Below are 23,118 nucleotides of genomic sequence, written 5' to 3' on the forward strand. Positions count from 1 at the left end.
AAAAACCCTATTAAAATATAGAGTTTCTGCCAACAGAATATATTTATCTCTCTTGCAAAGCTTGCTTCATTCGAGTGATTGGTTTTATTAAATATTGAAATATAGTTTTTTCTCCCGTCTTTACATCCACACTGGCAATCATGCCGGGAATAATCGGCATGGTTTTACCATTTTTATCGGTTAGTGAGTTCTGGTTTGTTTCAACCAAAATACGGTAGTACGCCTCATCTGGATTTAAATTCAGTTCACTAGGTCGTGTTTTATCTCTTAATGTATCAGGGCTAATTAAAGTCACTTTGCCCTCTAAGCCACCATATAAGGCATAGTCATAAGCGGTCACTTTTACAATCGCGCCAAGCCCAGGGTGAACAAATGCAACATCTTGAGGGCGGATATAAGCTTCAACCAATAATTTGTCATTGAGCGGTACAATTTCCATAATGTCTTGTCCAGCCTGTACTACACCACCCACTGTATTAATCTTGATATTTTTAACAATCCCTCTTAAGGGTGCGCGAATAAGTGAACGATCTACAGGGTCTGCACGCATTGCCATATTTTCTTTGGCTTGAGCCAATTCGGACTCGACTCGAACCAACTCATTATTGGCATCTGCAGCATATTGATTTCGCTTTTCATTTATTTGCAAAGCCAAATCAGAAGATTGACGTCGCATACGTAGCAGCTCAACTTCGGACATCACACCCTCTGCCACCATGGGTGACGTAATTGAAATTTCACGATCCAACATGGCTTTACTGGTTTGCAACCCAGCAACAGCATCATCGACTGCACGACGACGTGCAACATACGCTGCGCGTTCACGATGTTTTAAAGATTCACGAATTCCATTGGGAAACTGGATTTCCGTTCCATAAGATTCCGCTCTTAAACGGGCAGACATTGCTTCCAGATTGGCAACTTTTGCCTCACTCTCTCTTAAAATGGCAGAACTTCGGGTATCATCGAGACGAAGTAAAATTTGTCCTTTTTCAACAATATCTCCTTCTTTCACCAGCATTTCCTTGATGGTTCCTGGGTCTAAACTTTGCAGAATTTGTTCGCGACTGGTTGGAATAACACTACCTTGACCACGTGTCACCTCTTCTACATGGCTGTGATACGCCCAAAAAACAAACACAATCAAAAACACAAAGAGCAACCCAATTGTCAAAAACAAACCCGTATGCCTTTCCGTTTGTAAGGCAGCATTCAAGTCATTTAACAATTTCAGGTCTTTCGACTGAACCCGATCTGCGGGTGGGTTTCGATATTCTTCCATATGCCTCACTTACGTTGATGCCGCTTTACTACACACGACTACTCAACATTTATTTTTTCTAATTGTGTAGTGTTAGGGTGATTCTGCACTGTCGATACATGATCTGGTTTGATCACAATGGTGCGACCTTCTTTTTGCCCCGCAGCCACAGCAGAACTTGTTTGCCCTGTTGCAACCGTAGAATTCTGTTGTGTTGTCGGTTTGGTCTGCTCATTTAAAGCAAGTTTTTTCAGCACTTCATCTCTGGGGCCATCCATGACCACCTGTCCTTGGTCAATGACAATAACCCGACTCACAATGCTCAGAACTTGGGTCCGATGCGTCACCACCAACAAAGTTTTGTCTTTACACCATTGATGCAATGCCGTTAGGGTTTGTCGTTCAGTTAACTGATCCAAACCATTGGTCGGCTCATCCAATAACACCACACGTGGAGAACGCAATGTTAATCGAGCCAACGCTATAATTTGCTTCTGTCCACCCGAAAGCCCCAAACCATCTTCACCTAAAGGCATGTCTAAACCACGCGGATGATTTTGAATTAAACTGTCCAGACCAAATCGTTTCAATGCCAATAACAACTCTTGATCTGTAGAAAAACCATCTTGTCGTGACAAATCCAAGTTTTCACGTAATGTCCCCAGAAAAAGACGTGGTGCTTGTCCTAATAAAGCAACCTGATTACGTAAATAATTAGGGTCCAACTGACGTAAATCCACACCATCCAGTGTGACATTTCCCTCCAGTGGTTCAAACATGCCACTGGCGAGCTTTAAAGTTGTCGTTTTACCGCTGCCGATTTTCCCGAGTATTCCCACCTTTTCACCGGGTGCGATATTCAAATTTAAGCCCTTAAGTACAGGAGGAATATCTTTTTGATATTTAAAACACACGTTTTGAAATTTAAGCTCGCCATTGACCCGATCTAAGCTGATATATTGCCGATCTGGATGACGTTCAATTTTACGCTCAATAATGCTTTGCAGCCCTTGTAGGCCAATTTTGGCTTGTTGAAAACGAATCGCTAAACTCGAAATTTGCGCCAATGGTGCCAATGCACGCCCAGATAAAATGACCGACGCAATCAAAGCCCCCATGGTAATTTTATGGTTTGGATCTGGACTGTGAATGAGATAAGTTCCAACAATCACCAAAATCACGGTATTTAATTGCTGTATGGCAACAGAAAAATTAACCACAAAGTTACTCAAATCACGAGTTTTGGTACTCGAGGCCGCATTTTTAGCAGTGTAATAATCCCACTTTTGCTGTGCCCAACTGGTTGCATTATTGGCTTTTAATGTTTCAATCCCTTCTATCGCCTCTACCGCCAAACCTTGGCGCTGCGAGGACTCTTTCATTGATTCACTGATATATCGCGCTAAAGGTCTTTGTGAAAGCAGACCAACCAACATCACGATTGGAATTAAAATTAAAGGAACCATTGCCAGCGTCCCGCCAATCATCCAAATTACAGTAATAAAAAGTAAAAGGAATGGTAAATCGACCAACACCAATAAACTGGCACTGGTCATGAACTCCCGCACAGATTCAAATTCACGCAGATTATTGGCATAAGAACCCGATGACACAGGGCGTTCTGCCAAATCCAAACTCATCACCCGACGAAAAATGGCCGAACTAATAATTAAATCGGCCTTTTTACCTGCAATATCAGTTAAATGCCCACGAATCATTTTTGCGGCGAACTCAAAGCTTATTGCCAAAATTACCCCAATACTGAGCACCCAAAGGGTTTCATAAGATTTATTCGGGATAACGCGATCATAGACATTCATGACATAAAGCGAGCTGACCAATGCCAAGAAATTAATGATAAATGTCGCTAAGATGACTTGCGAATAATAAGCCCGAAAACGCCAAATGACCTTCCAGAACCATGCTTTAGGTAAGTGATATTCTGGCAATTCAGAACGTAAGTCACTGGCTAATTTCGGTTTAATAAACCAACAGTATCCCAAGTACAATGCGGATAGTTGCGCATGATCAATTCTTTGCTTTAAACCATCAATTTGTTGCAACTCATAAACTCGATCTGCCCCACTACCATAAATTTGAGTAATGACAGCGGCTTCATTTTGCTGCAAAACAATGACCACAGGTACAGCCAATGCAGGAATTTCATGTAGTGCTTTTTTACTTAAGGTATTTTCAAAACCATGGCTTTTTAAGATTTCAACTAAAGAGGGATAATTGACATTTAAATTTTCGTCATGCGTCACCTGTGCCATCAAGGTCGCGACAGGTAAAGGGCTTCCCAACAGTCGGGTAGCCAAGGCAATATGCTCTATTATGGATTTCATTCTCTTTATGTCATCCTATTCTAATTACTTGACCTTCAAGTCATTACATATGATCCACATCCGCTTTTGGATCAGCAGTCTTTATTGTTACTGCCTCGCCCAATTGCTAATGTTGGCTTGAGCACGCAAATAAGCCAACGCTGCCATTCGATAATCATTCTGTGCCGTCACATAAGCCATTTCGACCCCAGCCAATTCGTTATAGGCATTCAGCACATCAATCAGACTTTTACGTGCAATTTTGAATTGCTTTTCGTTGTCACTGACCACTTTACGGGATGCTAAAATTTGCTCCTGCGAAATATTCATTTTTTGCTGACTTTGAAACATATCAATTTCTGCAGTACGTGCACGCTCCTCAATATCCCGCTGAATTTGATCAAGTCGTGCTTTAGCTGCCACCGCAGATTGCCCACTTTGTTCAACAGAATATTTCGCTCCGCGGTTCAACACATCCCACGACATATTCAAATACACTTCACGGTCTTCTGTGGTCACATTGCCTTCCAAGTTAATACTTGGATAACGCTTTGCTTTACGATATTTCACTTCAGAACGAATACTGTCTAACTCCGCTTCCTGAGCCAAATAAGAAGGATGTTGCTTAACTTCTTCCAGTTGATAACGTGATATAAATTGCGATGGTGCCAGACCGATAAATGGATCTCTTAGCGTGTCTTGATCAATCACTTCCGGTGAATATTTTTTTAGATGACTCAGTGCAAAGCCCAATTCACGCTGCAAACTAGTGATGGTATGCTCGACCTGCATTTGGCGAGCACGTGCTTGTGTAAGCTCTGAACGACGACCTGCATCATATTGCACAATCACACTAATATCTTGCGTAAACTTATTGTGACGCTCCAAACTTCGCATCTGTACAGCCAGTGCTTCATGTGCATTTAGAGCTTTTAAATATTCAGAACCAATGTTGTAACCTAGCTCTTCCGCGGTCTCATCAATTTTTTGTTCAAAATATTGAGATTTTTTTTCATCACGATCTACCTGAGCACTAATTGCACCAAAGGAATATAAATTCAGGCTGCCTCTCACCCCTGGTGTAAAATCTTCACTCGCATAGTCATATCGACTCTCGTGAGATTGATCCAGAATTTGATTAGCCGTCAAAGCTAAGGTTGGATAATGTAGCGATTTTGACTCTTTGACCTTACTTAACGCGGCTTCTTGATTGGCTTGTGCTTCCAACATCATTGGGTCTTGCTCCAAAGCTGTTTTTAACAACGTCTGTAACTGAACCGCATAAACCGAACTACTACATAATAATGTGATCAATAAAGTAATTCTTTTATGCCAAGTCATTTGTTGTACTTGTTTATTTCGTATTCTCATATTTTTACTTTAGATGTTTCTTATACACACAGAACACTGTCACTTGTATTTCAAAGTAATATTAGCAATTAAATTCAATAAGTTAATTAAAGTTTCACAAAGTAACACATGATAAAATTATTAAGTTATTATTAACAATAATAAAAATCAGACAGCTGTATTTCTTATTCGACAAACATATTAAAATAAATTTAATAAATATAGAGGAATTGATTTACACAAAAAATGAGAACCAGTTAGCTAAAAAAATAATATTTATATTTTTTATTCATATAAATATTAATTATACATTAATTAATATATTATTAGTTTTACTTATTTTTTAAACAAAACTTATCAATATGCAAAACCAAGTATCTTGGCACACATTATTTGTTACAAATAAACCAACTAAAACACTCAACTTTAACAATCAAATACATCACTTTTATAGTTTTAAGTCTTTTATTATGCTGCACTGAATACAATAAAATTGAATTTTAAGAAGCACCATCCCCTTTTCTTGGTATATGCACATAATTGAACTGTTCTCATATCAATACACCCAGCAGCTTAGCCCATATAGACATTAAAAAAGCCACCTAAAAGGTGGCTTTTCTTTCAGCAGCGCTGAACATCAACAATTAACCAAGTTTCTTAGAAACATAGTCAATTGCAGATTGAACTGTAGTGATTTCGTTAGAATCTTCATCAGGGATAGTGATGTCGAAATCATTTTCGAAAGACATTACAAGTTCAACTAGGTCTAGAGAGTCTGCACCCAAGTCATCCATAAAAGATGCTTCGTTTTTGATCTCTTCTACTTTAAGACCCAATTGTTCTGCAACCGCTTGTTTAACGCGTTGTTCGATATCGCTCACAGGAATTCTCCTCATTGCTTGTGGCGTTTTTAAATGCCATCAGTTTAATTGAAACTTTAATTTTTTGAAAGTTAATCCATGAGCTAATTAGCTCATGTATAAACCACCATTTACGTGTAAAACCGTACCTGTAATATAACTTGCCTTCTCAGAAGCCAAGAAACTTACAGCATTCGCGATATCTTGTGGTTCACCTAAACGTTGAAGCGCCACTTGATCACTCATTTTTTTACGAATTTCTTCGCTTAACTGTTCTGTCATTTCAGTTGCAATGAAACCTGGTGCAACTGAATTTACAGTAATTTGGCGGCTACCCATTTCTTTTGCAAGACTACGGCTAAATGCCTCAATCCCTGCTTTAGCAGCTGAATAGTTTGCCTGGCCTGGGTTTGCGAAATGTGCAACCACTGAACTAATATTAATGATTCGTCCAAAACGCGCTTTGGTCATGCCTTTAAGAACACGTTTTGATAAGCGGTATACCGCTTTTAGATGAATATTGAGAATGTCATCCCAATCATCTTCAGACATACGCAACAACAAATTATCTTTGGTAATCCCTGCATTATTTACAAGTGCAAGAACTGGACCATAATTTTGTTCGATATCTGTAACCAAAGCATCAATTGCAGTGCCATCACGGACATCTAGCACTTTACCTGCACCATTTTCACCAAATGCTGCTGATAATTTTTCTGCACCAGAGTCAGAAGTTGCTGTACCTACTACAAAATAACCGTCTTGAATGAGCTGTTGAGCGATGGCAGCGCCAATCCCTCGACTCGCGCCTGTCACTAATGCAACTTTACGTTCTTGTGTCATGCAATTTTCCCTTCCGCCACTAAAATGGCATTCAGCGCATCCTCCACACGACTTTTCGTATCGATTGGGAATGCTTTTTCTATATTCGGCAAACGTTTCGCAAGATTGGCAAGGACATTACCAGGACCACATTCAACAATATATTGTATGCCCTGATCTTGCACAGTCTGCATTGTCTTTGTCCACTGCACCGACTGGTACAGTTGCGCAGTCAATGCCTGACGTAATTGCGCTACATCCGTCGCGATTTCCGCGTTGACATTTTGTATTACAGGAATGCTAGGTAGCTCAATGGCAGTTTGTTCCAAAGCATGCGCGAATTGCTCAGCAGCAGGTTTCATCAGCGAACAATGTGATGGAACTGATACCGGAAGTGCAATTGCCTTGCCAGATTGTTCTTTTGCAATCGCCATTACTGCTTCTACTGCGGCCTTATCACCCGCAATCACTACCTGACCTTGTGCATTATAGTTCGCAGCTTCTACTGAACCCTGACCCTGCGCTGAAACTTCAGCACACAGCTCAAGAACTTTGGCATCTTCTAGACCCAAAATAGCCGCCATTGCACCCTGACCTTGCGGTACAGCACTTTGCATAAGTTTGCCACGTAAGTTGACTAACTTAACAGCATCGCCCAAGGACATTGCACCTGCAGCAACCAAAGCACTGTATTCACCTAATGAGTGACCAGCAAGATATTTAGGCACTACACCACCCAACTCTAACCAAACACGCCATAAAGCAATACTGGCTGTCAGTAATACAGGTTGAGTAAATTCAGTTTGGTTTAAGCCTTCACCGCTTTGGGCAATATGCCACAAATCAAAACCTAGGGCTTCAGAAGCTTCCGCGAAAGTATCACGAACACCACTAAACTGTTCAGCAAGTTCAGCCAGCATGCCGACTTTTTGCGAACCTTGACCTGGAAACACAAATGCAGTTTTTGTTGCTTGAGCTGCTTGTTCAAGTGGTCTAGCAGACATATAAAAAATCCTTTATGTAGTCACTGCTCATTCATGGATCGGAAATTTAACACTTAATTTTGTTTTTGGTAATTGCGAAATACAACAAAAATTAAAGACAAAAAAAAGGGAGCTTACGCTCCCAATTTTTTCACTAAGCTTATCACTTAATGCTTCATCAATTATTCAGCAGATGCTTTAGCGAATAATTGACGACCACGGTAGATACCATCTTTAGATACGTGGTGACGACGGTGAGTCTCGCCAGTAGCTTGGTCTACAGTTAATGCATTCTCGGTTAAAGCGTCATGTGAACGGCGCATGTCACGGCGAGAGCGACTTTTACGGTTTTGCTGAACGGCCATGATGGCTCCTTACAAATCGAAAAATATGGATCAGAACAAATTCAGTTGTCTTATACGGAAGAGTATAACACAAAAATTAGTTAAGTTTACCCTTCAAACTTGCCAAAACATCAAACGGGTTATCCCGCTTCTCTTCGACAAGCTCTTCAATGGCAGGTTGGTGCTTATGTTCACAAGCATCATGCTTAGCAGACAAAGGCATCAACAATAACAATTCATCTTCTATCAGAGACAGTAAATCAGCCGTCGCAGGTGCATCATAGCTACCTTTCGTCGTTGCTTCACTTTCACCTAAGACGATGAAATCAGCATCCTCATCCAAGCGCTCTATCAGTGACTCATCATCCACTAGAGCTAGATGAAAATCTGAAACGAGTTCAATGTTTACCGTGCCTAAACAGCGTTGGCATTCCATTGGAACCTGCGTTTCAACGTGACCATCTAGCCATACAATGCGATGATACGCATCCATTGATAGCTTACAGTCTATGTTAATCAATTGATCATCAATTGATCCAACAGCTTCACGAGCGATACGAGCAAAGCGAGACAATGGCAGGGTACCTGACCATGTAAAGCCTTGTTCAGCCCATTTAAACGGCTCAATCTGTGCCGGAAAGGTATTTGCTGACATAATTAAGGCGGCAATTCTACAAATTCATCAGTACTCTGTCAAAGATTAAGATACAATTTTGTACTTATTTAGACAGACCATTTTGGATAACACAGTCATGCATCTGTTGCAGCCGCAAACAGAAGTGAATAAAAAATCACTTATTAGCACACTTTCAACTGTTCATTTTGACATTTCACCAGACCAAGTGCAACGTTTGGAATGGGCGAATTTACAGACAGAAACTGAACAAGTTGACTGGCTCATCTTACACTTTAATTACTGGTTTTCCCACCTTAATGTGAATTTGATTCGCGGCGAACATGAACCTGAATATTTTCCAGCGACGCAGCAACAGCCTGCACGTATTCAATTTGCTCACGGTTTCTTTAATAGTGCATTACATGAAATTAGTCATTGGAGCATTGCGGGTGAACAACGTCGCCTACTCCCCGATTTAGGCTATTGGTATGCCCCTGATGGTCGCACACAAGAACAACAAGCTTTATTTGAGCAAGTGGAAATTAAACCTCAAGCCATTGAATGGATGTTTGCCAAAGCCTTTGGACGTAAATTTCGGGTTTCACTCGACAATTTGACAGGTGAAGGCGGTGATGGTTCAACTTTTAAAGATCATGTATATGCACAAGTTCAGCGTTATTGCTCTGGAGAAATGACTCTACCACGAGATGCAAAATACTTTATTGACTGTATCTGTGCTTGTACGAGAAGTGGCAAAAGATTACAAAGTGGCGAGTTTCAACGCGAAATGCTGGACTAATTACAGAAATTCATCAAAGTTACATGACAACATGTTGTAATTTCAGCAGATAATATCTAAAAAAATCAGGAGAAAAATATGTTGCACTTAAGAATACATCCTGATAATCCACAACCGCGCTTAATCAGCCAGGCAGTGGAGCGCATTCGTGCGGGTGATGTGGTGGTTTATCCAACGGATGCGGCTTATGCGATTGGATGTCAGATTGGAAATAAGAATGCCATGGAGCGTATTTCTCAGATCCGTGGCTTAGGACCCAAGCATCAGTACGCGATTATTTGTTCAGACTTATCCGACATTGCCACCTATGCCAAAGTCGATAATGCCATGTATCGTTTACTGAAAAATAATACCCCTGCCGTGACCACTTTCATTTTACCAGCCACCAGCGAAGTACCTAAACGCTTAATGCACCCGAAAAAGAAAACCATTGGTCTGCGCATTCCAAGTAATCCAATATGTCAATTATTACTCAAAGAATTAGGTGAGCCACTGCTGACCAGTACGCTGATTTTACCGGGTATTGACGATCCTTTAGATGACCCCTATGAAATTGAGATGCAACTTGAAAAACGCATAGATGTCTTTATTGATGGCGGTTTAGGTACTTTAAGCACCACCAGTATTGTAGATTTATCAGGAGAGAGTCCTGTTGTGATTCGTAAAGGCGTAGGTGATGTGAGTGCTTTTGAATAAATTCAACTCTCAGGGTTGGGGGGCTTAACCCCTCCCCCAATCCATTTATTAACGTTTATGCTCTTGTTTTATCTTAATTTTATAATTTTTCTATTCCTAATTTTTTTTACATGATGATTTCAACGTTCATCACAAAAATAAATACCCCATATTTATTTTCATACTTTTTTGTTATTTGAACCTCCAAGTAATTTATTCATCTCTTAATATGCATTACACTAAGGCCTATTAAAATTATGTATTTTTTAATCACCTCTACTTTCTCCCCTAAGTACTGATTCGAAAACACATAATCATGCCTTTGAAAATTCGCGTGGCCAATAACTGTAATGAATCAATCCGTCCCTAATGCTATGGAAGAAACGCCGCACATCCGTGTTCTAGATGAATGGCAAGACTCCATCCCTGAGGATTTATATATTCCTCCTGCCGCATTTGAAATTCTCTTGGAGCATTTCGAAGGACCACTCGACTTTTTAATTTACTTAATTCAAAAAAATGGCTTCGACTTATTACAGTTAGATATTGCCCCCATTGCGGCTCAATATCTTTCTTACATGGATGCCATGAAGTCACTAAATATTGAGCTAACTGCTGACTATATGGTGATGGCGGCCTTATTGGCTGATTTAAAATCCCGTTTATTACTGCCAAAGCCTACCAGTATTGCCGTTGAAAAGGACCCGAAACAAGAACTGATTGATCGGCTAGAAACTTATCTTCGCGTGAAACAAGCGGCTGAGCGTTTGGGCCAAATGAGTATTTTAGAACGAGATACTTTTCAGACCAATGTCAGTCTGGGCGATGTCGCAGTCCATCATGATGGCTTTTCCGTCAATCTATTGCATGATGCTTTGTTTTGCGTGTTTAATCGCCCAGAGCCAGTGACCCATAAAATTGAGCAAGAACCAGTATTGCTTGAAGAACGAATTGCATTTATTGAAGAAAAGCTGCAAGCCGGTGAAGTTCTCGATTTTATTGAATTACTCAAACCCAGTCAGGGTCGTATGGGCGTGGTCGTGACTTTCATGGCCGTGCTGGAACTGACACGTCAACAACGCATTCAAATTATTGGTTCAGGTATAGAGGCGCCACTTAGTGTCCAAGGAGCACACGTATGAGTGAAGCGGATCTGTTTTCTCAATCAGAAATTCAACATGAAATGCTGATGCAACTGGAAGCCATTATTTTTGCGAGTGATGCGCCTGTTTCTTTGGCACGTCTGAAAGAAGCCTTTCAAGATCAATATTCCAAATCTGAACTGCGCCAGCTGATACAACAACTCATGGTTTTACAACACGGTCGCTCGATCGAACTGGTAGAAACTGCACAAGGTTTCCGCTTTCAAGTACGCGCTAAGTATCGTCAGATTATTAGTCAAACGTGGCCTGAGCGTCCAACACGCTTATCGCCTTCTCTGCTCGAAATTCTAGCGGTGGTGGCTTACCATCAACCCGTGACTCGTGCAGACATTGAACAAATTCGCGGAGTCTCGAATAATAGTCAAATATTAAGAACTTTGTTCGACTGGAACTGGATTAAAGAATCTGGTTTTAGGGAACTCCCTGGAAGACCCGCGTTGTTAGTTACAACGCCACAGTTTTTAAATGCTTTTGGCCTAACATCCATTGGTCAATTGCCTCCCCTACAGGATGCCAAGGAAGCTTTTATGGCTCTCGATGCGCAAGCACCGAGGTCTTAAATAGGTGAACTGTTGATGATAATTTCTAAGGTTATGCTGTCATGAGTGAAAAATTGCAAAAGGTGCTCGCACGAGTTGGTCTCGGCTCTCGCCGTTATATGGAAGAAGTGATTGCTGCTGGTCGCGTGAGTGTCAACGGTCAAGTTGCCCAAGTAGGCGAACGTATTGAGCCAGGCGATGAGCTTCGCATCGATGGTCGTAAAGTGCAGTTCCAAATTGAAGACGAAATTCGCCGTCGTGTTTTAATTTACTACAAACCAGAAGGTGAAATTTGTTCACGTAACGATCCTGAACAACGCCCAACCGTGTTTGATAACTTGCCGAGCATTACCAATGATCGTTGGGTGATGGTGGGTCGTCTGGATATTAACTCTACAGGCTTGTTGCTGTTCACAAATGATGGTGAACTCGCAAACCGCTTAATGCACCCATCGAATGAAATTGAGCGTGAATACGCAGTGCGTGTTATGGGTGAAGTAACGCCACAAATTAAAAACAACATGTTGCGTGGTGTCGTGTTAGACGATGGTCCTGCAAAATTTGAATCATTCTCTGAAATTGGCGGTGAAGGAATTAACCGTTGGTTCCAAGTGGTGGTAAAAGAAGGCCGTAACCGTGAAGTGCGTCGTATTTTTGAATCTCAAGGTTTGAAAGTGAGTCGCCTATTACGTACCCGTTATGGCACCGTGATTTTACCGCGCGAACTTCGTACTGGCCGTTGGATGGAGTTAGATAAAAACGACATCGACAATTTAACCAAATCGGTTGAACTTAAACCACGTCAAGGTACAGGTTTATTCGGCATGGCAAAACGCCGCACTGAACGTATGCAAGAAAAACCACTGGTAGCACGTCGTGGCGGTTTCTTACGTCAACAACGTCGTGACAATGAAGATGAAGGTCAACAACAAGCGAAGCCAGCCTTCAACCGTGAACGCCGTGAAAACCCAAATGGTCATAGCCAACGTCGTCAGGACAACGCGCAAACAGGTTATGGTCAACGTGAATCACGCCAAAACTCTGGCTATGCACAACGTGATAACCGCTCAGAAAACTTTGGCAACAAAGGTACTTATGGTCAACGCGATGCGCGTGATGAAAATGCACCACGTAAACCTTTTGGAAATAAAAGCTTTAAGAAGTTTTAATCATTAAAGTTAAAATTTGAGCCACTTTCGAGTGGCTCTTTTTATATAAGATGTATGCAGTGCAATAAGACTGCTTTCAGTTATGGCGCACGAAGCATCGCCCATAAAAAACACCTAATCTGGTGAGCGTTTTGGTTCTCCGACCAATAGCAGCCGATTGATTACACACCCAGTGGAATGGCACTGAGTAAGCGTTTGGTATATTCATGCTGTGGCGACTGATACAAATCATCTGAATTGGCTATTTCGACAATATCCCCATGATTCATCACCATAATCTGATCTGACATATATTTCACCACCGATAAATCATGCGAGATAAAAATATAGCTGAGTCCGAATTCATCCTGTAAATCTTGCAGAAGATTGAGCACTTGTGCCTGTACAGAAACATCCAGTGCCGACACCGATTCATCACAGATCAAAATTTCAGGCTTTAAGGTTAGGCAGCGTGCAATCGCAATGCGCTGTCGCTGTCCACCTGAAAATTCATGTGGGTAACGATGATAGGCAGATGCAGACAGACTCACTCGTTCTAACAGATCCAAGGCAATTTTTTTCCGTTCTGCATCATTGGCACCTATGCCATGTATCTGCATCGGTTCTAACAAAATCTGTCCCACAGTAAACCGCGGGTTGAGCGATGCATAAGGATTTTGAAAAATAATCTGAATTTTACGTTGAAACTGGGCAAACTGCTTGTCTGTCATGGCCAAGATATCTTGCCCATAAATCCGAGCCGTTCCACCTGTTGCTTGTTGTAAGCGCATGAGTAGTAGACCAATCGTGGTTTTACCTGAACCCGACTCACCGACTAGCCCTAAAGTTTTGCCTTTTGCCAGTTGGAAGCTGACGCCTTTTACCGCTTGAAACTCATCTTTTCCAAACAGTCCTTTACGACTATAAAATGATTTTTTTAAATCACGGACATCCAGAATAATTTCTTCATTACCGTTCAAGCCTCGTTGTCGCTGTGCACGAGGCTGTTCAGTCACCACTTTTTCTACCCAATCCTGACCTTGTTGCTGCATAAAGTCACTGATCATCGGCAAGCGAAACGGGCGTTGTGACAGTTGCGGACGACATTGTAATAAGGCACGGGTATAAATATCTTGAGGGTGTTCAAGCACTGAATTAACTGCACCCTGCTCACGAATTTCCCCATGCCGCATCACAATCACGCGATCCGCAATTTCACTCACTAATGCCAAGTCATGGGTAATAAACAGCATCGACATATTACGGCGTCGCTGTAAGTCCTGTAATAAATCCAGAATTTGCCTTTGAATCGTGACATCCAACGCCGTCGTCGGTTCATCCGCAATTAACAACTTTGGTTCACAGGCAATTGCCATGGCAATCATCACCCGCTGCTGCTGCCCACCCGAAAGCCGACTGGGATAAGCATCAATTTTAGTCTCAGGAATAGGAATGCCCACTTCTTTGAGTAACTCCAAAGCACGTGCTCTGGCTTGCTTGCGCCCCATTGCCAAATGTAACCTGAGCACTTCTGCAATCTGATCCCCCACAGTAAATACTGGATTCAATGAAGACATCGGTTCCTGAAAAATCATGGCGATGTCTTTGCCACAAATTTTTCGCATCTCTGCACGTGATAAGGTCAGTAAATTCACGCCTTCAAACATGATTTTACTTTCCGTCGCAATTCGCGCTTGTTCTGTTGGCAACAACCCCATGGTTGCCAAAGAGGTCACTGATTTACCACAGCCCGATTCACCAACCAAAGCCACTGTGGTATTTGCTGGAATCGAGAACGAAATGCCTTTAACTGTTTCAATATATTGCTTGTTTTCGTCTTTAAAACTGACTTTAAGATTTTCAACTTTCAACAATATTGGATCACCATGCTGTTCAGTCATGTCATATACCTCTTATTTTAGTTTTGGGTCTAATGCATCACGTAATGCATCGGTAAACATGGAAAATGCCGTGACCAAGACCGCCATCGCGACGGAAGCTGCCGCCAATTGCCACCATTTACCTAAAATCAATTCGCTTTGTGCCTCATTCAACATACTGCCCCATGACACCACACCCACGGGCACACCAAAACCCAAGAAGCTGAGAATAACTTCGGACTTAATAAACGCCACCACAAGAATCGAGATTTGCACCAAAGCGATATGACTGACATTCGGGAAAATATGGACAAACATGCGTCTAAAATGACTGACCCCAATGGCTTTGGCAGCCAGTACATACTCACGCGAGGTATGTTTCATATATTCGGCACGAATGAGTCGATAGACACCCGTCCAACCCGTTAAACCAAGAATCAATACAATCGAGACGATGCCTTTTTGCTGTAGTACCGCTGCAATCGCTAAAATCAGCAACAAATAGGGAATAGAAGTGAAGATGTTATAAAACCAGTTAAAGATATCATCGACCCAACCACCAAAGTAACCCGAAATTGCCCCGAGTACCGTGCCAATCACCACCGCCAATAAGGCAGCAACCACACCGACAATAATGGATGTTTCTGCCCCTTTAATGGTTTTTTGCAAGATATCCTGTCCCCATTTGTCCGCGCCAAAAGGAAGGGTGTGTTTTAATTCAGCCTGTTGATCGAGCAAATGCCCATCCAATTGCTGATCTATCGCTTTCATGTCCTCCGCCAATGGATCAACCACGCCGTAATAATCTATCGCGCCACCAGTACTTTGTTCTTTGGCAATTTCGGCATTCAGTTCATGAATCACATCTTTTAAAGGATCAACGGGATTTTCAGGCAAAGCCTGCGGTTGAGTAACGACTTTTTCGGTTGTATCAAGGACAGAATCTGCCCCCATAAAGGTGGGTGGCGCATAGCTGACAGCGACTTCTTTATTCCAGTTCGAAGCAATTACCCCTGTCATGGACAGCAATAACATCACGAAATAACCCAGCACCACAAACAACGAGATCATGGCAATACGATCTGCCTTTAAGCGACGCATAGCCAGTTGCCAAAGTCCAGAAGATACGGTGTCTGTGTTATCCAGTGCTTTTCTTTTAAATATCACACTTAACATAGTTCACCTACTTCAACTGTACGCGAGGATCGACCAATTTATACACCAGATCGGCAATCAGGTTAAAAATCATGGTGGCTGCTGCCACATAAACCGTGATGGCTTTAATCACAGGAAAATCACTGCGTTCGACCGCAATAATGACTTCCCGCCCAATGCCCGGAATACCAAAAAAGCGCTCAATCAAAAATGCCCCAATCAACAATGCAGGTAAGGTCGCCATAACATCGGTAATAATCGGGATAGAGGCATTCCGTAGTACATGCACGCCAAGAATACGACGTTCTCCGACCCCTTTGGCACGTGCTGTGCGCACATAGTCCTGATTCACTTCATCGAGAACAAAACTGCGGTAGAGTCTTAAGGTCGGTGCAATACTGACCACCAGCATGATTAAAATCGGCAGTAAGGCGTATTTAAATAGGTTTTCACTAAAACGATCACTCCAACCTTGCACGGGGAACCAACTCAGTTGATAAGAAAATACATACTGAAAAACAATGATATACACCAAAATACTGATCGACATGCCAATGGTACACATCATCATGACCATACGATCCGTTAGAGTGCCACGCACCGCAGAAACCGCCAATGCCAAAATAATCGAGATCACAGTTTGTAAAATCGTGAGTGGAATGAGTAAGGTCAGCGATGGACCTAAACGTGTGGTAATAATTTGTGAAACAGACTCCCCCGTACTCCAGCTGAGTCCATAATCAAAGGTTAAAATCTGTTTGATGAAAATCCACAACTGTACATAGTAGGGTTGATCGACTCCCAACTGTTGGCGAATATTTTCAATCTGTTCTGGATTGGACATTTTGCTTGCCAGAATATAAGCAGGATCTCCCCCCACCCAGTTAAACAGAAAGAAAATTAGCAGTACAACTCCGAGCATGGTCGGAATCATTTGCCATAGGCGACGTATGATATATGCCAGCATCTTGGTGCCCCCTATTTAACCCGTTGACCTGTAATTTCATCGAAAAAGGCTTTGTTATCGGGTTTACGCCCCAAGAAATCTTTCACCAAGTCTTCCGCGGGTTTCTGGCCGCCTTGAGATAAAATGGTTTGGCGATAACGTTGTCCCACTTCTGGATTATTCAAATTCTTGCCAAAAGCCGAAAGCATGTCTAAAGCAAGTACTTCAGACCACATATAGCCGTAATAACCCACTTGATAGCCGCCCATGATGTGCCCAAATTGCCCAGGGAATTCTGTGTTGGGTACATAGCCCAATGCCGTTGCACCTTCCATTTTCTTCCAGACATCTAAGGGCTGCACCTTCAAAGCATTATTGCCATGTAGTGCCATATCATATTGGGCATACAAAGTTTGACGGGCATAATGCAAGCCACGACCATAACTGTGTACTGCATTCAGTTTGGCAATCAACTTATCATCGACTCGTGGACATGCAGGTTGGCAATAATCTGCCACTTTCGATAATGTTTCTTTACGTCTTGCCCATTCCTCATACATTTGCGAAGGGGCTTCAACAAAATCACGTTCTACCGATGTGCCTGATTGGGCTGAATAGCGGGTAGTCGACAAAATGCCATGCAATGCATGTCCAAACTCGTGCACAAAGGTTTCCAGTTCATCACTATTTAAGCCTTTGCGGTTAAAGTTAGTAACTAATGCTGAAATCGGTTTACGTCCCGTTAAGCTGCTACCCCCATATACCCCCCATACCGCGGCATGTCCGTATTTGCCTTCACGTGGGAATTTATCGACATATAGCCCACCCAAAAGCTGTCCTGTTTTCTGATCGGTCACATCGTAATATTCAACTTCGTTTTGCCAGACATCGACTTTGGCAGGTTTAAATTCAATACCATAGAGATTGGATGAAATGGCAAATAACCAGTCCTGTGCTGCTTGAGTTGGGAAATACTCGCGCATTTTTTCTTGGTCGATCTGATACTTGGCTTTACGCAGCTTTTCACTCCAATATGCCTCACTCCAACGCTCTATTTTGGCTTGCGCTAAGGGGATATTTAAGGTTTTGGCTTGAAACTCACGCAGTGTGTCCACTTCTTTTTGCTCTAACGGCGCAACCGTTGCATGCACCTCTGACAGAAACTTGTTTACCGTTTCAGGCGTTTCTGCCATACGTTTATGTAGCGCCCACTCTGCATAACTGGATTTACCAAACAATTGTGCCAATTCATAACGCAAGTCCATGGCTTGTTTCAGCAAGATCAAATTACGCTCACCCCCACGGCGAGTATAGGCAATTTGATAACGCTTGCGTGCCGCATCGTTGTCTGCCAATTCCATGAAAGGACGATATTCGGGATATTCAAAACCGAGTAAATAATTGCCTTGGTCATTTTTCTTTAAGGCATCGATATAGCTTTGCGGTAATCCTGTTAATTCGGCAGGTGTAAACTCTAGCTTTTGCGGATTATCACGCACATTACGCGCATATTCCTGCTCAATCTTGGCCAGTTCTGCCAAAATCACTTTTAAACGTACTTGCTTTTCGGCACTTAACTGAATCCCTGTTTTTTCAAAATCATTGAGTAAATCTTGCCGAAACTTGCTATCAATCGCATCCTTGGCTTGAGTGTTTTTAATTTGTTGATACAGTTTTGGATTTTGATAAATATCGGTTTGGAACTGACTAATCTTGATTTCACAATCTTCTGCCGCTTTACGCAGTGCCGCATCTGGAGAAACATTGCTATATAAGCCAATGGGGCCATAAAAATCTTCAAACGAGGCAAAAATACGATCCCATTCCGCCAATACAGGCGCAGCATTGTTCTGTGCCGTCATCGGCTTGGCTTCAAAATGCTTGAGCTGCTGTTGAATGTCCTGAATTTTGGCATCACACAAGGCAGGAATATCTTGGGCTTGAAATTGCGGCAAGGTCTGACGCGTGGAAGAGTCTGCAAAAGTGAACTGCTGTACCGCAAAAGTCAAAACACTGAGTGCGGTCAATTTGAAGGTTGGGTGATTCATCATTACTCCAGTTTTATTTAATTTCTATTTCTTCATGTCAATATCGATGTACATCCATTCCGCAGGCAAAATCGGATGCTTTTTAAAACCAATCACGCGGGGCTGTGCCAAGACATTGCGATAACGCGCACCAATAATTTGTACGGGCATATACACTTCGAGCAAGCGTGACATTTTCCGATACAATGCATCTCGTTCTGCACTGGGTGGCATTCTCTGGCTTTGCTCATATAAGCGGTCATATTCAGGAATTTTCACGCAAGCATTGTTGGTCACGTTGATATTTTTGCCATAGAACAACTGCATAAAGTTGTCGGCATCTGGATAATCGGCAATCCAAGCCGAACTTTTAAACATGGTTTTACATTGCTTTTCCAACTTGAGTGCTTCGGCAAATGGCAAGGACTGGGTACTCATTTTAATTTTGATACTATCCAGCGTTTTCTTCCAAAATTCTGCCTGTTGTTGACTTCGTGCACTATTACCCGAGATGGTCATATTAATTTGCAAAGGTTTACCATTCGGCAAAGTGCGCCAACCATCTGCACCGACTTTATAGTGATAGCGGTCTAACAGTAGATTGGCGGCTTTAACCGAATAAGGAATACTGCTTTTATAGTTAGGATCATAGCCCACCACGCCATTTGGGATCGGGGCTTGTAGGCGTTGTGCATCGCCTTTTTGTAAAATAGTAATGTAGTTATCGGCCGAAAAGGCCATCGCCATGGCACGACGTAAGGCGATTTTGTCTTTACTCATGCCGCCCACCACAGGGTTTTGCATGTTCCAATAATGGTAATCAATCGAAGGGTCAATAATCCGCGACAGGTGTACGCCTTTTTTTGCCAATTCTGGTTTGAGTTTGCCATTTTGCAAAGCTTGAACGGTTAATTCTCCATCCAAAGCAAATAAATCAATCTCATCTTTTATAAAAGATAACCAACGTGATTGCCCTTCTTCCATCACCTGAATATCAATCACGCCAATTTGTGGCATTTTTTTGCCTTGCATGGCTTTGACGATTTTCTGGTCTTCTGCCGTAGAAGCCTTAAAGTTCCAGACAAAACTACGAAAATCAGGATTGGCTTTCAAAATAATGCGGGAACCAGGCGTCCAGCGAGTCAGCAGATACGGCCCCGTCCCGACAGGATGCCCCATCACAAAACCTGCTTTATCTCGATACTTTTCAATCACTTCACGTGCCACAGCTCCCGCAGGTTGATGTGCCAGCAACATCGGAAAGTTTTGATCAGGACTGGTTAAACGTATCACCAAGGTATATCGGTCAGGCGTTTGCAAACCTGCAACAGCTTGATCGTAGTTAAACTTGCCTGTTTTAGCCACCTGCTTCAACACGGCATCCATCCCTAAAATACGTCCATCCAATAACCAACTGTTCGGAGAACGTAAGTTCGGATCAAGTAGGCGTTTAAAGGTATACACATAATCTGCCGAGGTCAGTTCACGCTTTTTGCCCTTAAAGATCGGATCTGCGGCAAAATAAATGCCCTTTTGAATGTGGATGGTATAGGTCAAACCATCGGCACTGACTTCGGGTAAGGCTGCTGCGGTACGCGGTACTAGCTTTGCTGGTGATGCCAAATAATCGTAGGTAAATAAAGTTTCAAAGATTGAACCGTTGACATGTGCCGAATACAAATCATGTACGCCTGCGGGGTCAAAACCCGTTTCAGCCACAGGGAACACATAACGTAAGATTTTGTGTGGGTCGGCAGGGCTTTGTGCCAATAAACTCATAGAGCTTGTGATTAAAAGACCAACCGCCAATACCCCTTTGAGCCAATACTGATTTTTTTTATTCAACTGTTTCATTCTTCGTCCAAACTTATTTATTTTTTACAGGCTGTATATCCAGATATTGCCAGTTGCTATTCATCATCGGATGGGCTTTAAAACCCTGAACCTGTGGATGCAGCAGCCAGTTGCGAATACGGCTACTATGAATAATCCATGGATTATCCGCTTCGATTTGACGGCTTAATTTTTCATAATACGGTAAGCGTTGCTGTGGTGGTAAACCTAACATTTGCTGATACAACGCATCATAACTTTTGGATTGATAACAACTTAAATTGCCCTGTGCTGAATTCGGCCCATACAACAACTGCGCAAAATTTTCCCCTTCTGGATAATCGGCAATCCACGCTCCTCCCCACAGCATATATTTACATTGCGTTGCTGCTTTTAAGTTATCGGCAAAATTACTCACTTGAAAATCAACGCGAATGCCTATTGCATCCAGATTCTTTTTCCACAGTTCAGATTGCACCACGGAACTGGAACTGTTTTCCGTCATAAACTTTAAAGTGAGTGCTTTGCCACTGGGTAAAGTCCGATAACCATCTGTACCTTTTTTATAGCCAAAACGATCCAGTAGTTTGTTGGCCAAGACAGGGTTATAGCCGAGGCTGCTGCGGTATTTTGGATTAAAGCCCTGCACACCGTCTGGAACCAACATTTCCGATCTTACCGCCTGTCCCTTATAGAGTTGTTTAATCGCTTCGTCTTGGTTAAACGACAAAGTGATGGCACGACGTAAGGCAATTTTATCTAGACTGAATCCACCAACAATGGGGTCTTTCATATTGAACATGGTGTAGGTAATTTCGGGGTCTTTATTGGGGTAGTGCTGAATCCCTTGCTTGACCAATTCAGGTTTGAGTCTCTGACCATCCAGTGCTTGCGGCACAGCATTTGAGGTTAATTTGTCGAAATCGAGCTGTCCTGTTTTAAATGCCAGCCAGCGCGATTGTTCTTCTTCAATAATACTGACCTCGACTTTACCAATTTGCGGCATCTGTTTGCCTGACATTTCGTGTACCAATCGGTTATCCCAAGCACTACCTGTCGATTTGAAATTCCAGACAAAACCACGGTAATACGGGTTGGCGGTCAATTCAATTCTGCTACGCGGAACATACTTGCTCAGTTGATATGGCCCAGTCCCAACCGGATGCTGTGCAATACGATCAGCATAATATTCAACCACTTCGCGTGCTGTGGCGCCAAAAGTGACATATGCCAAAATGTATTGAAAATTATAATCAGGACGGGTCAGGGTAATTTGCAAAGTATAGGGATCAAGCGCTTTTAAACCTGCAATTGGAGCATCATAATTAAACTTTCCCGTTTTCTTGGCCAGAGCATTGGCTTGATTGCCCCCCACAATTTTTCCATCAATGAATGAATAGGTGGTCGAACGGTTTTTCGGGTCTAAAATACGCTGAATGCTGTAAATATAATCTTGTGCTTTGAGTTCACGACGCTGCACCTTAAACGCGGGATCGGGAGAAAAATAAATTCCTGGCTTAATCTTAAAGGTATAAACCTTGCCATTTTGCTCAATACGCGGCAAAGTCTGTACCGTATTCGGCACCAACTGTACAGGACGGGCTAAATAATCGTATTTCAACAAAGGTTCAAAAATAACCTCAGCGATTTTTCCACTGTAAAAATTGTAGGTTTTGACCATATCAAAACCATCATCAGGCGCTTCTATCGCCACGTGTAAAATCTTGTTGGACTGTGCCGCAGCATTGGCTTGCAGCATACAGCCCGATGAAATCAACAGGGTTAACATGGCTATTCTTAATTTTTTGGCTTCCAATTTTTACCTTTCCTGTGCTACTCGCTTAAGCGCTGCGTCATGCATTGTTTTTAAACTGATGTGTTTATTGTTATTCATGTTCCATTTAAGCAAATTCTTTGTCATTCGTCCTCAGCTTAAATCATGAATCTACAAAATTGAATTGGGTTCCCATTCAAATCTACGGCCAAATGAATTTTAGAACTGTTCCACCAATACTTTTAGACATGGCCTGATCCTTGAGCCCTGTGGCTTGTTGATGAGCATGAGTAGCATCAATAAATACGTATTTTAGGTCTGTACATTCTAATAATAACTTAAATATTTTGAATAGCTTACTATCTTTAAACCAACGAGTGAATCGTTTAAAGGTCGTTTTAGATTTACCAAAAGATGCGGGTAAATCTCGCTAAGGACAGCTCGTTCTAATACTATAAAAAATTGCTTCGATAAAACGTCTCAGATTATGTTTAAGATAGATACCAAAATTGTGGACAGTAGATTTCAGCTTTAACCCATATTGATCGGTCAGCATGGGTTGATGCGTAGCGAGAAGTAAATTTGGTTTATCGATTGAATTTTACTTTCTCACTTTTTG

Annotated in this window: 19 protein-coding genes and 1 pseudogene; 5 read left to right on the forward strand and 15 right to left on the reverse strand. The window is 42.1% G+C overall.

The genetic code is table 11. The annotated features are described in order from the left end of the window. Positions 1–43: 43 nt before the first annotated feature. The 8 genes from E0H94_RS12140 to E0H94_RS12175 form a co-directional block, all read right to left on the reverse strand. Entirely contained in the window at positions 44–1,282 is a 1,239-nt protein-coding gene (locus E0H94_RS12140) for an HlyD family type I secretion periplasmic adaptor subunit (RefSeq protein ID WP_131326761.1), read from the reverse strand. A 38-nt stretch (positions 1,283–1,320) separates the two neighbouring features. Further along, positions 1,321–3,606, reverse strand: coding sequence for a type I secretion system permease/ATPase (locus tag E0H94_RS12145; protein WP_131326762.1), 2,286 nt, complete (start codon positions 3,604–3,606; stop codon positions 1,321–1,323). An 87-nt stretch (positions 3,607–3,693) separates the two neighbouring features. Further along, the gene (locus E0H94_RS12150) at positions 3,694–4,956 is read right to left on the reverse strand and encodes a TolC family protein (protein ID WP_131326763.1); all 1,263 of its coding nucleotides are present in this window, start codon (positions 4,954–4,956) and stop codon (positions 3,694–3,696) included. Positions 4,957–5,579: 623 nt separating this feature from the next. Next, entirely contained in the window at positions 5,580–5,816 is a 237-nt protein-coding gene (gene acpP, locus E0H94_RS12155) for an acyl carrier protein (RefSeq protein ID WP_016166057.1), read from the reverse strand. A gap of 87 nt (positions 5,817–5,903) precedes the next feature. Further along, the gene (fabG, locus tag E0H94_RS12160; protein ID WP_131326764.1) at positions 5,904–6,638 is read right to left on the reverse strand and encodes a 3-oxoacyl-ACP reductase FabG; all 735 of its coding nucleotides are present in this window, start codon (positions 6,636–6,638) and stop codon (positions 5,904–5,906) included. Next, positions 6,635–7,621, reverse strand: a complete 987-nt coding sequence (gene fabD / locus E0H94_RS12165; RefSeq protein ID WP_131326765.1) for an ACP S-malonyltransferase — start codon at positions 7,619–7,621, stop codon at positions 6,635–6,637. The genes fabG and fabD overlap by 4 nt, the downstream gene beginning before the upstream one ends. A gap of 161 nt (positions 7,622–7,782) precedes the next feature. Further along, positions 7,783–7,965, reverse strand: coding sequence for a 50S ribosomal protein L32 (gene rpmF / locus E0H94_RS12170; RefSeq protein WP_004279227.1), 183 nt, complete (start codon positions 7,963–7,965; stop codon positions 7,783–7,785). 76 nt (positions 7,966–8,041) lie between these two features. Beyond that, the gene (locus tag E0H94_RS12175) at positions 8,042–8,599 is read right to left on the reverse strand and encodes a YceD family protein (RefSeq protein WP_131326766.1); all 558 of its coding nucleotides are present in this window, start codon (positions 8,597–8,599) and stop codon (positions 8,042–8,044) included. A gap of 97 nt (positions 8,600–8,696) precedes the next feature. Between E0H94_RS12175 and E0H94_RS12180 the strand changes: the two genes are divergently transcribed. From E0H94_RS12180 to rluB, 5 genes are all read left to right on the forward strand, one after another. Beyond that, a complete protein-coding gene (locus E0H94_RS12180) occupies positions 8,697–9,359 on the forward strand; it encodes an elongation factor P hydroxylase (RefSeq protein ID WP_131326767.1) in 663 nt (220 codons plus the stop codon). A gap of 78 nt (positions 9,360–9,437) precedes the next feature. Further along, positions 9,438–10,055 carry an L-threonylcarbamoyladenylate synthase gene (locus E0H94_RS12185; protein ID WP_131326768.1) on the forward strand — a complete coding sequence of 206 codons (618 nt, stop codon included), beginning with the start codon at positions 9,438–9,440 and terminating at the stop codon, positions 10,053–10,055. 329 nt (positions 10,056–10,384) lie between these two features. Beyond that, positions 10,385–11,176, forward strand: a complete 792-nt coding sequence (locus E0H94_RS12190) for a segregation and condensation protein A (protein ID WP_131326769.1) — start codon at positions 10,385–10,387, stop codon at positions 11,174–11,176. Further along, entirely contained in the window at positions 11,173–11,757 is a 585-nt protein-coding gene (scpB, locus tag E0H94_RS12195) for an SMC-Scp complex subunit ScpB (protein ID WP_131326770.1), read from the forward strand. Before E0H94_RS12190 ends, scpB begins: the two co-directional genes overlap by 4 nt. A gap of 41 nt (positions 11,758–11,798) precedes the next feature. After that, positions 11,799–12,905: a 23S rRNA pseudouridine(2605) synthase RluB gene (rluB, locus tag E0H94_RS12200; RefSeq protein WP_131326771.1), complete on the forward strand. Its 1,107-nt coding sequence runs from the start codon at positions 11,799–11,801 to the stop codon at positions 12,903–12,905. Between the two features lie 161 nt (positions 12,906–13,066). On the opposite strand, the gene E0H94_RS12205 is transcribed toward rluB, so the two are convergent. The 7 genes and pseudogenes from E0H94_RS12205 to E0H94_RS18570 all read right to left on the reverse strand — a co-directional run. Beyond that, entirely contained in the window at positions 13,067–14,785 is a 1,719-nt protein-coding gene (locus E0H94_RS12205) for an ABC transporter ATP-binding protein (protein ID WP_131326772.1), read from the reverse strand. A gap of 12 nt (positions 14,786–14,797) precedes the next feature. Beyond that, entirely contained in the window at positions 14,798–15,940 is a 1,143-nt protein-coding gene (locus tag E0H94_RS12210) for an ABC transporter permease (protein ID WP_131326773.1), read from the reverse strand. Between the two features lie 7 nt (positions 15,941–15,947). Further along, positions 15,948–16,886, reverse strand: a complete 939-nt coding sequence (locus E0H94_RS12215) for an ABC transporter permease (RefSeq protein ID WP_131326774.1) — start codon at positions 16,884–16,886, stop codon at positions 15,948–15,950. Positions 16,887–16,897: 11 nt separating this feature from the next. Then, the gene (locus tag E0H94_RS12220; RefSeq protein WP_131326775.1) at positions 16,898–18,913 is read right to left on the reverse strand and encodes a M3 family metallopeptidase; all 2,016 of its coding nucleotides are present in this window, start codon (positions 18,911–18,913) and stop codon (positions 16,898–16,900) included. A gap of 24 nt (positions 18,914–18,937) precedes the next feature. Beyond that, positions 18,938–20,746, reverse strand: a complete 1,809-nt coding sequence (locus E0H94_RS12225; RefSeq protein WP_131326776.1) for an ABC transporter substrate-binding protein — start codon at positions 20,744–20,746, stop codon at positions 18,938–18,940. A 13-nt stretch (positions 20,747–20,759) separates the two neighbouring features. Further along, complete coding sequence (locus E0H94_RS12230; RefSeq protein ID WP_131326777.1) at positions 20,760–22,514, reverse strand: ABC transporter substrate-binding protein; 1,755 nt, start codon at positions 22,512–22,514, stop codon at positions 20,760–20,762. A 161-nt stretch (positions 22,515–22,675) separates the two neighbouring features. Continuing rightward, positions 22,676–23,055: pseudogene (locus tag E0H94_RS18570) on the reverse strand (transposase); the annotation flags it as partial. Positions 23,056–23,118 lie beyond the last annotated feature (63 nt).

It is taken from the genome of Acinetobacter sp. ANC 4173, assembly GCF_004331255.1.
GTDB lineage: Bacteria > Pseudomonadota > Gammaproteobacteria > Pseudomonadales > Moraxellaceae > Acinetobacter.

Bases quoted from the DNA above. Each gene is read 5' to 3' on its own strand.
- E0H94_RS12205 (WP_131326772.1), bottom strand. From the start codon at position 14,785: ATGACTGAACAGCATGGTGATCCAATATTGTTGAAAGTTGAAAATCTT.
- E0H94_RS12220 (WP_131326775.1), bottom strand. From the start codon at position 18,913: ATGAATCACCCAACCTTCAAATTGACCGCACTCAGTGTTTTGACTTTT.
- E0H94_RS12150 (WP_131326763.1), bottom strand. From the start codon at position 4,956: ATGAGAATACGAAATAAACAAGTACAACAAATGACTTGGCATAAAAGA.
- E0H94_RS12215 (WP_131326774.1), bottom strand. From the start codon at position 16,886: ATGCTGGCATATATCATACGTCGCCTATGGCAAATGATTCCGACCATG.
- E0H94_RS12180 (WP_131326767.1), top strand. From the start codon at position 8,697: ATGCATCTGTTGCAGCCGCAAACAGAAGTGAATAAAAAATCACTTATT.
- fabG (WP_131326764.1), bottom strand. From the start codon at position 6,638: ATGACACAAGAACGTAAAGTTGCATTAGTGACAGGCGCGAGTCGAGGG.
- E0H94_RS12190 (WP_131326769.1), top strand. From the start codon at position 10,385: ATGAATCAATCCGTCCCTAATGCTATGGAAGAAACGCCGCACATCCGT.
- fabD (WP_131326765.1), bottom strand. From the start codon at position 7,621: ATGTCTGCTAGACCACTTGAACAAGCAGCTCAAGCAACAAAAACTGCA.
- E0H94_RS12230 (WP_131326777.1), bottom strand. From the start codon at position 22,514: ATGTTAACCCTGTTGATTTCATCGGGCTGTATGCTGCAAGCCAATGCT.
- scpB (WP_131326770.1), top strand. From the start codon at position 11,173: ATGAGTGAAGCGGATCTGTTTTCTCAATCAGAAATTCAACATGAAATG.
- E0H94_RS12210 (WP_131326773.1), bottom strand. From the start codon at position 15,940: ATGTTAAGTGTGATATTTAAAAGAAAAGCACTGGATAACACAGACACC.
- E0H94_RS12145 (WP_131326762.1), bottom strand. From the start codon at position 3,606: ATGAAATCCATAATAGAGCATATTGCCTTGGCTACCCGACTGTTGGGA.
- E0H94_RS12175 (WP_131326766.1), bottom strand. From the start codon at position 8,599: ATGTCAGCAAATACCTTTCCGGCACAGATTGAGCCGTTTAAATGGGCT.
- rpmF (WP_004279227.1), bottom strand. From the start codon at position 7,965: ATGGCCGTTCAGCAAAACCGTAAAAGTCGCTCTCGCCGTGACATGCGC.
- E0H94_RS12140 (WP_131326761.1), bottom strand. From the start codon at position 1,282: ATGGAAGAATATCGAAACCCACCCGCAGATCGGGTTCAGTCGAAAGAC.
- E0H94_RS12185 (WP_131326768.1), top strand. From the start codon at position 9,438: ATGTTGCACTTAAGAATACATCCTGATAATCCACAACCGCGCTTAATC.
- rluB (WP_131326771.1), top strand. From the start codon at position 11,799: ATGAGTGAAAAATTGCAAAAGGTGCTCGCACGAGTTGGTCTCGGCTCT.
- E0H94_RS12225 (WP_131326776.1), bottom strand. From the start codon at position 20,746: ATGAAACAGTTGAATAAAAAAAATCAGTATTGGCTCAAAGGGGTATTG.